The sequence below is a fragment of the Pseudomonas sp. HP_08 genome (assembly GCF_055284095.1).
The window spans coordinates 37,157-50,313 of the sequence record NZ_JBTOQC010000006.1 but is presented as its reverse complement, the minus strand read 5'-3'; the positions used below and the strand labels follow the sequence as shown (position 1 = coordinate 50,313).

Annotated in this window: 10 protein-coding genes; 5 read left to right on the top strand and 5 right to left on the bottom strand. The window is 63.1% G+C overall.

Translation table 11 applies throughout. The features are described from left to right. Window positions 1-7: 7 nt before the first annotated feature. Both rimB and rimK read left to right on the top strand, forming a co-directional pair. The gene (gene rimB, locus ACYAS9_RS07185; RefSeq protein ID WP_463567624.1) at window positions 8-484 is read left to right on the top strand and encodes a retropepsin-like aspartic endopeptidase RimB; all 477 of its coding nucleotides are present in this window, start codon (window positions 8-10) and stop codon (window positions 482-484) included. Continuing rightward, complete coding sequence (gene rimK, locus ACYAS9_RS07180) at window positions 481-1,386, top strand: 30S ribosomal protein S6--L-glutamate ligase (protein WP_056841217.1); 906 nt, start codon at window positions 481-483, stop codon at window positions 1,384-1,386. Before rimB ends, rimK begins: the two co-directional genes overlap by 4 nt. Window positions 1,387-1,505: 119 nt before the next feature. Here the strand turns inward: rimK and ACYAS9_RS07175 are convergent, their stop codons facing one another. Both ACYAS9_RS07175 and ompR read right to left on the bottom strand, forming a co-directional pair. Further along, window positions 1,506-2,819: an ATP-binding protein gene (locus ACYAS9_RS07175; protein ID WP_463567623.1), complete on the bottom strand. Its 1,314-nt coding sequence runs from the start codon at window positions 2,817-2,819 to the stop codon at window positions 1,506-1,508. Window positions 2,820-2,942: 123 nt separating this feature from the next. After that, entirely contained in the window at window positions 2,943-3,683 is a 741-nt protein-coding gene (ompR, locus tag ACYAS9_RS07170; RefSeq protein WP_056841215.1) for an osmolarity response regulator transcription factor OmpR, read from the bottom strand. 255 nt (window positions 3,684-3,938) lie between these two features. Here ompR and ACYAS9_RS07165 point away from each other — a divergent pair, with 255 nt between their 5' ends. The 3 genes from ACYAS9_RS07165 (at window position 3,939) to gshA (ending at window position 8,552) form a co-directional block, all read left to right on the top strand. After that, entirely contained in the window at window positions 3,939-6,260 is a 2,322-nt protein-coding gene (locus ACYAS9_RS07165) for a Tex family protein (protein WP_463567622.1), read from the top strand. Next, window positions 6,260-6,643 carry a PaaI family thioesterase gene (locus tag ACYAS9_RS07160; RefSeq protein WP_463567621.1) on the top strand — a complete coding sequence of 128 codons (384 nt, stop codon included), beginning with the start codon at window positions 6,260-6,262 and terminating at the stop codon, window positions 6,641-6,643. The genes ACYAS9_RS07165 and ACYAS9_RS07160 overlap by 1 nt, the downstream gene beginning before the upstream one ends. Before the next feature lie 319 nt (window positions 6,644-6,962). After that, window positions 6,963-8,552, top strand: a complete 1,590-nt coding sequence (gene gshA, locus ACYAS9_RS07155) for a glutamate--cysteine ligase (protein WP_463567620.1) — start codon at window positions 6,963-6,965, stop codon at window positions 8,550-8,552. Window positions 8,553-8,624: 72 nt separating this feature from the next. Here the strand turns inward: gshA and ACYAS9_RS07150 are convergent, their stop codons facing one another. The 3 genes from ACYAS9_RS07150 to ACYAS9_RS07140 all read right to left on the bottom strand — a co-directional run bounded on the left by ACYAS9_RS07150 (window position 8,625) and on the right by ACYAS9_RS07140 (window position 13,118). Beyond that, window positions 8,625-10,022, bottom strand: coding sequence for an aminoacyl-tRNA deacylase and HDOD domain-containing protein (locus ACYAS9_RS07150; RefSeq protein ID WP_463567619.1), 1,398 nt, complete (start codon window positions 10,020-10,022; stop codon window positions 8,625-8,627). Window positions 10,023-10,107: 85 nt separating this feature from the next. Continuing rightward, window positions 10,108-12,183, bottom strand: a complete 2,076-nt coding sequence (gene recG, locus ACYAS9_RS07145) for an ATP-dependent DNA helicase RecG (protein ID WP_463567618.1) — start codon at window positions 12,181-12,183, stop codon at window positions 10,108-10,110. 11 nt (window positions 12,184-12,194) lie between these two features. Beyond that, window positions 12,195-13,118 (bottom strand): hydrogen peroxide-inducible genes activator, encoded by a 924-nt coding sequence (locus ACYAS9_RS07140; RefSeq protein WP_463567617.1) that lies wholly within the window; start codon window positions 13,116-13,118, stop codon window positions 12,195-12,197. Between the last annotated feature and the right edge of the window lie 39 nt (window positions 13,119-13,157).

Below are 13,157 nucleotides of genomic sequence, written 5' to 3'. Positions count from 1 at the left end.
CGCGCCTTTGAAAACATTCGATCATCTGACAGTTATCGGCCTGCGCGAGTGGGTGGCGCTGCCCACATTGGGGGTCGCCGGCCTGCGGGCCAAGATCGACACCGGGGCAAGCACTTCAAGCCTGCATGCCACCGAGATCGAGCCGTTTGAACGCGACGGTGAAACGTGGGTGCGCTTCAATGCGCACTTGGGCACCGTGGTGCAGTTGCGGCACCGCCGCTGTGAAGCGCTGCTGGTGGCGCGCAAGACCATCAAAAGCTCCAACGGCCATGCGCAGGTCCGCTATGTCATACGGACTGCCCTGGCGTTGGGCGATCGCGTCTGGCCGGTGGAATTCACCCTGGCCTGCCGCAAGTCGATGCGCTATCGGCTGCTATTGGGTTCAAAAGCTCTGGTGGACGGCCAGCTGGTGGTCAATCCGGGCATTAAATACGTACAAGACAAGCCGGTGTTCCCGGCCTCTAATCCCTCAGGTGTGTCATGAAGATCGCTGTGCTTTCGCGGAATCCGCGTCTGTATTCCACCCGCCGGCTGGTCGAAGCCGGTATTGAGCGTGGCCATGAGATGGTGGTGATCGACACCTTGCGCGCCTATATGAACATCGCCAGCCACAAGCCGCAGATTCACTATCGCGGCAAACCGCTGTCGGGCTTCGATGCAGTAATTCCGCGTATTGGTGCCTCGGTGACGTTTTATGGCTGCGCGGTGCTGCGCCAGTTCGAGATGATGGGCGTGTTTCCGCTCAACGAATCGGTGGCCATTGCCCGCTCACGCGATAAATTGCGCTCGCTGCAGTTGCTGTCGCGGCGCGGCATCGGTTTGCCGGTGACCGGCTTTGCCCACTCGCCGGACGATATTCCCGACCTGATCCAGATGGTCAACGGCGCGCCTCTGGTGATCAAGGTGCTGGAAGGCACCCAGGGCATCGGTGTGGTGCTGTGCGAGACCGTCTCGGCGGCGGAATCGGTGATCGAGGCGTTCATGGGCCTCAAGCAGGACATCATGGTTCAGGAGTACATCAAGGAAGCCGGAGGCGCGGACATTCGCTGCTTTGTGGTCGGCGACAAGGTGATCGCCTCAATGATGCGCCAGGCCAAGCCGGGAGAGTTCCGCTCCAACCTGCACCGTGGCGGCACCGCCAGCCTGATCAAGATTACCCCGGAAGAGCGCATGACCGCCCTGCGCGCCGCCAAGGTCATGGGCCTTGCCGTGGCGGGCGTGGACATCCTGCGCTCCAATCACGGCCCGCTGGTGATGGAGGTCAACTCCTCGCCGGGCCTGGAAGGCATCGAGACCACCACCGGCAAGGACGTTGCGGGGATGATCATCGAGCATCTGGAAAAGAACGGCGGGCCAAACATGACCCGAACCAAAGGCAAAGGATAGAGAAGCAGCTGCAAGCTTGTAGCTTGAAGCTGCAAGGAAGATCAAAGGCAGGTCGCGGTGCTGCGGATAACGCGACCTGCCCTTGCTTGCCGCTTGAAGCTTGCAGCCTGTAACTGCTTTTAAACTGCATCGCGCGGCAGCATCAGGCCCAGTGGCAGGCGTACACGGGCTTCCAGACCGCCGCCTGAGCGGTTACGCAGTTCGACGTTGCCACCGTGCATGGCGGCGATGCGTTTGACGATCGCAAGCCCCAGCCCCGTGCCCTTGCCGCTGCGGGCGCGGTCGCCGCGGATGAAGGGGTTGAAGATCAGCTCCAGCTCGCCGGGGTCGATGCCCGCGCCCCGGTCCAGCACGCTGAGCACCACGTACGGCGCGCTGGTGTCGCCCGACACATAGGCGGCCACCTCGATGCCGGTGCCGGCATGGTAGGTGGCATTGCCGATCAGGTTGGTCAGCAGGCGCTTCATCGACACCCGGCGCAGCGGGAACGGCGGGATCGGCTCCAGGCACAGGCGGATCTGGTCCTCGGCACTGTTGAACGGTGCAACGACCTCACGAACCAGATCACCGAGGTCGACCTCTTCGATCTGCTCGTCGCGACCATCGCGAATGAACGCCAGGAACTGATCGAGAATGGCGTCCATGTCTTCGATGTCGCGCACCATGCCTTCGGTGAACTCGTTCTTGTCGCTCATCAGTTCCAGCGACAGGCGCAGGCGCGTCAGCGGCGTGCGCAGGTCGTGGGACACGCCGGCGAGCATCAGTTCGCGCTCCTGACCGGCCTGCTCGACGTCCTCGGCCATCTGGTTGAAGGCGCGGTACACCTCGGTCATTTCGCTGGGCGTGTCGCTGATCGGCAGGCGCACGCTACGCCCCTGACCCAGCTGGCGAGCGGCAAAGACCAGGCGTTTGAGCGGCTGGTTGAGCTGACTGACAAAGATCCATGCCGAGGCTGTGGATAACAGCCCGATGGCCAGGAACCAGCCCAGCACGCTCCAGATCTTCTGGCCGCGCAGCGGGTGCGGGTACAACGGCACTTTCAGCCAGCCATCGCCCAGGCTCGGGGCACGTACCCACAAGGCCGGCGGCGCATGCACACGCAGGCGCACTTCGGTGTCGGCGCCCAGCTCGGCCTGCATCTGGCGCTGATAGATCTCGCTGTACGGCCAGTGCTGCTCGCCCTCGGGCACACCGCCACCCACCACCCGAATCAGCCCGGCGGCCTCGGCGATGGTCTCACGGTCATTCTCGTTGGCTGCCCAATAGGCACGCAGGGTCAGGGCCACGCCGTGGCTGTACTGGCGGTCGACCAGCACGTCCTCGTTCATCAGCAGGTAAACCAGCGTCAGCGCCTTGGAAAACAGCACGACGATCAGCACCAGCCACAGGGTGCGCGAGAAAAAGCTTTGCGGGAACCAGAGCGGAGTCTTCATAAATGCAGCTTTTTACGCTTTGCAAGGCGAGCCGGGCTCGCGGTTTCACAACACCAAAACGCCGATAACCCCTTGCGGGACTATCGGCGCTTCAGCCGCGATGGCGGGTCCCGCGGCGAGCCGTCAGCGACCGCCGGCACCATCGGGAACGAATACATAACCCACGCCCCAGACGGTCTGGATATAACGCGGCTTGGACGGGTCGGGCTCGATCAGGCGACGCAGACGGGAAATCTGTACGTCGATGGAGCGCTCCAGCGCGTCCCACTCGCGACCACGGGCCAGGTTCATCAGCTTGTCGCGGGTCAGCGGCTCACGGGCGTGCATGACCAGCGCCTTGAGCACAGCGAATTCGCCGGTGGTCAGCATGTGGACTTCATCGCCACGCTTGAGCTCGCGAGTGGCCAGCGACAGCTCGTAGTCGCCGAAGGTGACCGACTCGTCTTCACTGCCGGGTGCGCCGGGCACCGAAGGCGCCTGACGACGCAGCACAGCCTTGACCCGGGCCATCAGTTCGTCGGGGTTGAACGGCTTGGCCAGGTAGTCATCGGCGCCCAGTTCAAGGCCCTTGATCCGGCTCAGCTCGTCGCCCTTGGCGGTCAGCATGATGATCGGCACCTGATTATTGGCCGCGCGCAGTCGGCGACAGGCCGACAGGCCGTCTTCGCCGGGCAGCATCAGGTCCAGGACCACGAGGTTGAAGACTTCGCGGGACAACAGGCGATCCATTTGCTCGACATTGGCCACCGCGCGGGCACGATAGCCCTTGCTGGTGAAAAAACGCTCAAGCAGGCTGCTCAACCCCGGGTCGTCATCGACGATCAGGATTTTTTCGCCTTCGGCATTAAGTGCAGTGCTGCTCATCAGAGGCTCCTTTATTCACGGGGCGCATTATGGCCTACCCAAGGTGATGCGCATCGTACGCATTGTTAGCAGATTTTACCGGGCACGGCACAAACCTCTGCCGCCGATCACGGCCACGGTCACGTTGCATCGCGCAAATCCCCTAACAAGGTGAGGCTGGTTATAATGCGCGACCCTTACAGTCAGGCAACGCCGGATGACGTTTTGTTTCGGCAAAACGATGGCAATTCGCTAGTTTTTTGCTCAGGTGGTTTTATGGACAGCATCAACAGCCGCATCGCCGAAGAACTCGGTGTCCGCCCGCAACAGGTCGAAGCGGCCGTCGCACTACTGGATGAAGGCTCGACCGTGCCCTTCATCGCCCGTTACCGCAAAGAAGTGACCGGCAGCCTCGATGACACCCAGTTGCGTCATCTCGAAGAGCGCCTGCGTTATCTGCGCGAGCTCGACGAGCGCCGTGTCAGCATCCTTGCCAGCATCGAAGAGCAAGGCAAGCTGACCCCGGAACTGGCCCGCGACATCAAGCTGGCCGACACCAAGACGCGCCTTGAAGACTTGTACCTGCCCTACAAGCAGAAACGCCGCACCAAGGGCCAGATCGCCCTGGAAGCCGGCTTGGGCGATCTGGCCGACGGCCTGTTCAACGACCCGGGCCTGACCCCGGAAGCCGAAGCTGCACGCTTTGTCGACGCCGAAAAAGGCGTGGCCGACACCAAGGCGGCGCTGGAAGGCGCCAAGTACATCCTCATGGAACGCTTCGCCGAAGACGCCAGCCTGCTCGACAAGCTGCGCGGCTTTCTCAAGCAAGAGTCGGTGCTCAGCGCCCGCGTGGTGCCGGGCAAGGAAGAGGAAGGCGCGAAGTTTCGCGATTACTTCGAACATGACGAGCCGCTCAAGAGCATGCCGTCGCACCGTGCCCTGGCGATTTTCCGTGGCCGTAACGAAGGCATCCTCAGCAGCGCGCTGAAGGTCGGCGAAGAACTGCCCGGCAGCCTGCACCCGTGCGAGTTGATGATCGGTGAGCGTTTCGGCCTGAGCAATCAGAACCGTCCAGCCGACAAGTGGCTGGGCGAAGTGGTGCGCTGGACCTGGAAGGTCAAGCTGTACAACCACCTCGAAACCGACCTGCTGGGCGAACTGCGCGACGCCGCCGAAGCCGAGGCGATCAACGTGTTCGCCCATAACCTGCATGACCTGCTGCTGGCCGCACCGGCCGGCCCTCGCGCCACCCTGGGCCTGGACCCGGGCCTGCGCACCGGCTGCAAGGTCGCGGTGGTCGACGCCACCGGCAAATTGCTCGACTACGCCACCGTCTACCCGCACGTGCCGAAAAACCAGTGGGACCAGACCCTCGCCGTGCTGGGCGCGCTGTGCATCAAGCATTCGGTGGACCTGATCGCCATTGGCAACGGTACCGCCAGCCGCGAAACCGACAAGCTGGCCATCGACCTGATCAAAAAGTATCCAGCCCTGAAAATGACCAAGGTCATGGTCTCCGAGGCCGGCGCTTCGGTGTATTCGGCGTCGGAACTGGCCGCACGCGAGTTCCCGGACCTGGACGTGTCGATCCGTGGCGCGGTGTCCATCGCCCGCCGCTTGCAGGACCCGCTGGCCGAACTGGTCAAGATCGACCCGAAATCCATCGGTGTCGGCCAGTACCAGCACGATGTGTCGCAGCTCAAGCTGGCGCGCGGCCTGGATGCGGTCGTGGAAGATTGCGTGAACGCCGTGGGCGTCGACGTCAATACCGCCTCGGTGGCGTTGCTGGCGCGTATCTCGGGCCTGAACAGCACGCTGGCGCAGAATATCGTGGCGCACCGCGATGCCAACGGCGCGTTCAAGACCCGTGCGGAATTGAAGAAAGTCAGCCGCCTGGGCGAAAAAACCTACGAGCAGGCCGCCGGTTTCTTGCGCGTGATGAACGGCGACAACCCGCTGGACGCCTCGGCGGTACACCCGGAAGCCTACCCGCTGGTCAAGCGCATCGCGACCCAGACCGACCGTGACATTCGCTCGCTGATCGGCGACAGCGGCTTTCTCAAGCGCCTGGACCCGAAAAAATTCACCGACGACACCTTCGGCCTGCCGACCGTGACCGACATCCTCAGCGAGCTGGACAAGCCCGGCCGCGACCCGCGCCCGGAGTTCAAGACCGCCGAGTTCCAGGAAGGTGTCGAGGACCTCAAGGACCTGCAATTGGGCATGATCCTCGAAGGCGTGGTCACCAACGTGACCAACTTCGGTGCTTTCGTCGACATTGGCGTGCATCAGGACGGTCTGGTGCACATCTCGGCGCTGTCGGAGAAGTTCATCAAGGACCCGCGTGAGGCGGTCAAGGCCGGCGATGTGGTGAAGGTCAAGGTCATGGAAGTCGACATCCCGCGCAAACGCGTCGGCCTGTCGATGCGCATGAGCGATACACCGGGCGAGAAGATCGACGGCGCCCGTGGTGCACGTCCGGGCTCATCGCCACGCCAGCAGAACAGCGCGCCGCGTAAAGAAGCCAGCACGCCAGCGCCGGCCAACAACGCCATGGCATCGCTGTTCGCCAATGCCAAACAGTTGAAGAAACGTTGATGGATATTCCTGACGCGCTGACCCAAAGCCCCTACTTCAAGATGCTGGGCTGCGAGATTCGCAGCCTGGACAACGGCGTTGCCCATGTTGCGCTGCCGCTGGAGGCGCACCTGCGCAACCGCGGCAACGTGATGCACGGCGGGGCGATCTTCAGCCTGGTCGACATCGGCATGGGCCTGGCCTGCTCCAGTGCCCATGGCTTCGACCAGCGCAGCGTGACCATCGAGTGCAAGATCAACTATGTGCGCGGCGTCAGCGATGGCGAGGTGCTGTGCATCGCCAAAGTGCTGCACGCCGGACGCCGCACGCTGGTGGTCGAAGCCGAAGTGGTCCAGGGCGACAAGCTGGTGGCCAAGGCCCAGGGCACCTTCGCGGTGCTTTGACAGGCCTTATAACGCAAGTTGTCAGACCTCACCGGCACACCCCGACAAGTGCCGGTGCAGGTATGGCAAACCGCTCCAGGCTGACGTTTTTTAGCAACCAAAGAGCGTAGCCGATCTAGCTGAACCCACCTTCTTTGCGGTATTTTCGCGCTAATCTTGTTAGAGATGCCGTCCTGTTCGGCAGTAAGGCAAGTAACCGTGAATCTTGAACCGGCGTTAAAGACCCCAACCAGGCGACAACGCCAGTTCCTTTCTTCACCCTTGTAGACCGTCAAGTCCACCCCCATATCGGGGCGACCGATGTGTGAAGGAAACCACCTTGAGCGAATTTCTCAACCGCCGCCTGTCCGTGTTCGGCGAGCGCAGCAACCTCCCGCTGCTGGCGCAGTGCCTGCACGGGATCGAGCGCGAATGCCTGCGCGTGACCGGTGATGCTCAACTGGCCCGGACACCGCACCCGCACGCGCTGGGTTCGGCACTGACCAACGAGCAGATCACCACCGACTATTCCGAGTCGCTCCTGGAGTTCATCACACCGGCGCTGAAAGACCCTGTCGACACGCTGGCCAGCCTGGAAACGATCCATCGCTTCGTCTACAGCAAGCTGGACAACGAGCTGCTGTGGAGCCCGTCGATGCCGTGCCCGCTGCCGGCCGAAGAAGACATTCCGCTGGCGTATTACGGCACCTCCAATATCGGCAAGCTCAAGTACGTGTACCGCAAGGGCCTGGCCCTGCGCTACGGGCGCACCATGCAGTGCATCGCCGGCATTCACTACAATTTCTCGCTGCCAGAGCCCGCCTGGGCGCTGCTCAAGCAGACCGAGGATTTCGACGGCGATGCCCGCGATTACCAGTCGCACTCGTACATCGCGCTGATCCGCAACTTCCGCCGCTACAGCTGGCTGCTGATGTACCTGTTCGGCGCCTCCCCGGCCCTGGACGCCGGCTTCCTGCGTGGCCGTGCCCACCAGCTGGAACAGTTCGACGCCGATACCCTGTACCTGCCCTATGCCACCAGTCTGCGCATGAGCGACCTGGGCTACCAGAGCAAGGCCCAGGCCGACCTGACCCCTTGCTACAACGACCTGCAAAGCTACACCGACAGCCTGCGCCGCGCGGTGGCCACGCCTTACGCGCCGTATGTCGAGGTCGGCACCCACAACGCCGAAGGCGAATGGGTGCAGCTCAACACCAACGTGTTGCAGATCGAAAACGAGTACTACTCCAACATTCGTCCAAAGCGGGTGACCTACACCGGCGAGCGGCCGATCCAGGCGCTGGTCGCGCGTGGCGTGCAGTACGTCGAGGTGCGCTGCCTGGACATCAACCCGTTCCTGCCGACCGGCATCGATCTGGAGCAGGCGCGTTTCATCGACGCGTTCATCCTGTATTGCGCGCTGGAAAAAAGCCCGCAACTGTCCGGCAACGAATGCAGCCATGCCGGCAGCAACTTCCTCAGCGTGGTCAAGGAAGGCCGTCGTCCGGGCCTGCAATTGCAGCGCAACGGCGAGCCGGTCGAACTCAAGGTCTGGGCCAGCGAACTGCTGGAAAAAATCGCTCCGCTGTCGCGCCTGCTCGACCAGGCCAACGGCGGCGACGAGCACACCCGCGCGCTGGCCGCTCAACAGGCCAGGGTCGACGATTCGTCACTGACCCCTTCGGCGCAGATTCTTGAGCGCATGCGCGAACACAACGAAGGCTTCACCGCGTTCTCGCTGCGTCAAAGCAAGGCTCACGCCGAATACTTCCGCCGCAATGCGCTGGATACTGAAAAGCAGGCGCGCTTTGAAGACCTGGCGCAGACCTCGCTGACCGAGCAGGCACAGCTGGAAGCCAGCGAAGAAGTGGTGGATTTCGACACCTTTGTCGGGGCCTACCAGGCGAGCATTCTGTCGATCAGTAACTGACAGGCTGCCGCAACTGAAAACGCCCCCGACAAGTGCTTGTCGGGGGCGTTTTTATTAGTGGCGGCAGGCGGATCAGTGAGCGAATTGCGAAGCCAGTTCGCGCAGCATCACTTCAGCGTCCAGAACTTTTCTGACCGCGTCCTGAGCTTTTTCGCGGCTCAGATTCAGGCGTTCAAAGAGTTCGTCCGGGATGTCCTGAGCCGGCCCCGAGCCAATACCGTTGTTGCGCAGCAGTTGCACCGCCAGATACACCAGGTTGGCGTACTCGCAATACTCGCCGGTGTAGTACGGGTCATGCTGGAAACGCAGGGCCGTGGACAGCTCGTCGGGCATATCCCAAGAGCGCATCAGCCAGGCGCCGATCTGCTCGCGGCTGATGCCCAGCAGGTGCTGCTCGACAAAGCTGTGGTGCAGGTGCGGGTTGACCTCCAGCTGGCGGCAGATCAGCGAGAAATGCGGCGGGAAGACGTGCGCCAGCAGCAGGTAGCCGAAGTTGTGCAGCAGGCCGGCCAGATAGGTCAGGCCGCCTTCGGGGCGTTTGGCGCGCGGCATGGCGCGGGTCAGGCCTTCGATGACCGCTGCGGTGTAGATCGACTGCTGCCAGTACGGCGTGGTCTGTTGCGGGTGATCCTTGGGCAGGCTCAGGGTCTTGCCCAGCGCCAGGCCCAGCGCCAGGTTGATCACCAGGTCGAAGCCCAGCACGCGCACGATGGCGTCTTCCACAGAGCGGATCTTGCCGGTCGAGGCGTAATACGGCGACGCGGCCCAGCTGACCACTTGCGCGGCCAGCGCGGGGTCGGTTTCGACCACGCCGGTGATGTCGTCGATGGTCGCGTCAGGGTCAACACGCAGCTTGATGATTTTTTGTGCCGTGCTGGCCAGCGGCGGAATTTCCAGGGTCGCTTCCAGGCGCTGCTGGATACGCCGCGCGGTGAAGGCGTGAACGGCCTGGGTGATTTCTTCGCGGTCGTCATCCGGGCGGTCGAGGTTGGGCTTGACCTGGCTGACCAGTTGGCCGAAATGCGCGGCGCTGGCCTTGCTGAGCATGCTCTTGAAGTCATCGCTGGAGATTTCCAGCAACAGGCCCGGTTCGCCGGAACCGACCAGCAGGCTCGGCTCTTTCAGCAGACGATCATCGTACAGGCACGGTGAACTGGTCAGCGCTGGCAATCCCGGCAGGCTCTGCAGATTGTGCTTGAGCAACATGCGCGACAGACGCTCGAACGACACCGCCTTGAGTTCGCGGCCGGTCAGTTCGGCGATCCGGTTCAGGTCCAGCAACTGGCTTTGCGGGAACAGAATCAGCAGAGCGCCCACGGCGTCTTCGACCAGGACGGCCTGAACCTTGCGCGCGGCCGGCAGGCTCGGGTGGTCCGAGACCTCCTGATAGCTGATAGCCAGCTTTTCAAGCAACTGCCGAATCACGGACGGGGCATGGTGAGCATCATTGAGGTGAGCTACTTCTGTCATGGTCTGAGTCCATTTCCTACAATGTGCGCAGTATAACCACCTTATTCAAATTGGGTTCCGCCAGCTTCGCAAAGCGTTGCCTGGATCACACCTGACCGTACTGCTGGCCATGGCGCAACCAGCGCTCCAGCAACGGGTTGACGTGGTGCGGCCAGCGCTCCAGCAGCGCCTGTGCGGCGTCGCGGACGGCCGGTAGCAAATCGGCGTCGCGCATCAGGTCGGCGACCTTGAATTGCAGCAGGCCCGTTTGTCGTGTGCCGAGCATTTCTCCGGGGCCGCGCAGCTCCAGGTCCTTTTCGGCGATGACAAAGCCGTCGTTGGTTTCACGCATGATGCCCAACCGTTGCCGGCCGATCTGCGACAGCGGCGGGTGGTAGAGCAGCACGCAATAACTCACCGCACTGCCGCGCCCTACCCGACCGCGCAACTGGTGCAACTGGGCCAGCCCCAGGCGCTCGGGGTTTTCGATGATCATCAGGCTGGAGTTGGGCACATCGACGCCGACCTCGATGACCGTGGTCGCGACCAGCAATTGCAAGGCACCCTGCTTGAACTCGGCCATGATCGCGGCCTTTTCTGCAGGCTTCATGCGCCCGTGGATCAGCCCGACGCGCAGCTCGCCCAGGGCCATGCTCAGCTCTTCGAACGAGGTCTCTGCGGCCTTGCAGGTCAGCTCTTCGGACTCTTCGATCAGGGTGCAGACCCAATAAGCCTGGCGCCCCTCGGCGCAGGCGGCGCGCACCCGCTCGATGACTTCGACGCGCCGGCTGTCGGCCACCAGCACGGTGCTGACCGGCGTACGTCCGGGCGGCAGTTCGTCGAGAATCGAGGTGTCGAGGTCGGCGTAGGCGCTCATCGCCAGCGTGCGCGGGATCGGCGTGGCGGTCATGATCAACTGGTGCGGGCTCATCACGCCGCCGACGCCCTTGCTGCGCAGCGCCAGGCGTTGCTGCACGCCGAAGCGATGCTGCTCGTCGATGATGGCCAGAGCCAGATTCTTGAATTTCACCTCTTCCTGAAACAACGCATGGGTACCGACCACCATGCGCGCGCCGTCGGCAATCTGTTGCAGGGCGCTGACCCGCGCCTTGCCCTTGAGCTTGCCGGCCAGCCAGGCGACTTCCACGCCCAGCGGCTCCAGCCAGCGCTGGAAGTTGATGTAATGCTGCTCGGCGAGAATCTCGGTGGGCGCCATCAAGGCCACCTGATAACCGGCCTCGATGGCCTGCAGCGCAGCCAGCGCCGCGACCACGGTCTTGCCCGCGCCGACATCGCCCTGCACCAGGCGCAGCATGGGCTCGTGCTGGCTGAGGTCGTAGGCCACCTCTTTGCCGACGCGCTGCTGGGCACCGGTCGGGGTGAAGCCTAGATTGGCCAGAAACTGCCCGGGCAGCCGTTTTGCCAGTGGCAAGGACGGCGCACGCTGGGCGCGCTGGCTTTCACGCAGGCGCTGCTGGGACAACTGATGGGTCAGCAGTTCTTCGAACGCCAGACGGTGCTGGGCCCAGTGATGCCCCAGCGCCAGTTCGTCGACATCGGCATCGGCCGGCGGGTGATGCAGATAGCGGATTGCGTCGTCGAGTGGCGCCAGCTGGTAATCGCGGATCAATTCGGCTGGCAGCCAGTCGGGCAGGCTCTTGGGGCCGAGCATGGCCAGGCTCTGCTGGCTCAACTGGCGCAGGCGTTGCTGGGTCAGGCCTTCGGTGGTCGGGTAGATGGGCGTCAGGGTCTGTTCGACCGGCGCCGGTTCATCACCGGTCAGGGCGCGGTATTCGGGGTGATAGATTTCCAGCCCCGAGGCGCCGGGCCTCGCCTCGCCAAAGCAACGCAGGTGCGTGCCGCGCTTCAGCCCGTCTTTCTGCGCGTTGCTGAAATGATAGAAACGCAAGCTGACCACACCGCTGCCATCGCCCAGCCGGACCAGCAGGCTGCGGCGCTTGCCCATCACCACATCCTGGCCGCTGACCACGCCTTCGATCACGGCATCCTGCCCCGGGCGCAATTGGCCGATGGGCACGACGCGGGTACGGTCCTGATAGCGCAGCGGCAGGTGAAACAGCACGTCCTGAAGGTTTTCAAGACCGACCTTGGCCAGCTTCTCGGCCATGGCTTCGCCAACGCCCTTGAGGGCGGTGACCGAAACGTGGGAAAGCTCGCTCATGTCACTCCTGCCTAGCTCGCCTGTACCTTGGGACGGGCTACCGAACACAAGCGTACGGAGTCAGCGAGGATCTCGATGGCCTTGGGCCGCGGAAAGCTGGCACGCCAGGCGATGGCCACGGTCCGGAACGGTGCGGGCGCCGTCAGGGGACGCACTTCGATCACACCGGGCGCGTAATGATGGCTGTCGACCGCCGAGAACGGCAGGATCGACACGCCCAGCCCCGAGGCAACCATATGTCGAATGGTCTCCAGCGAGCTGGATTCCACCGTGGTGTGCCTGGCCGCTTCGCTGCCTTTGGCCAGCGTCGGGCAGGCTTCCAGCACCTGGTCGCGGAAACAGTGACCCTCGCCGAGCAACAGCAGGCTCTTGTCGTTCAGGGCGGAGGCATCGATGGTCTGCTTGCGGGTCCAGGGATGATCGGCCGGCATCAGCACATAGAACGGTTCGTCGTACAGCGGCAGGGTCAGCACATCGGCTTCGTTGAACGGCAGCGCGATGATGATCGCATCCAGCTCACCGTTGCGCAGCTTGTCGCGCAGTACGTGGGTGAAGTTTTCTTCGATATACAACGGCATCTGCGGGGCGACCCGGTGCAGTTGTGGAATCAGGTGGGGGAACAGGTACGGGCCGACAGTGTAGATGGCACCGACTTTCAAGGGCGCGGTCAGCTGGTTCTTGCCAGCCTGGGCCAGCTCGCGGATGCCCTGGGCCTGCTCGAGGACTTTCTGCGCCTGGGCGACGATGCCTTCGCCGACCGGGGTCAGGCGTACGGCACTCTTGCTGCGCTCGAAGATCAGGACGCCCAGTTCGTCTTCAAGTTTCTTGACGCCGACCGACAGGGTCGGCTGGCTGACATGGCAGCGTTCGGCGGCGTGGCCGAAGTGTTGCTCCTGGGCGAGCGTAACGATATAGCGCAATTCTGTGAGGGTCATAACGTGCGTCCATGTAGTTGCGCCCCAGCATAGCGGCTG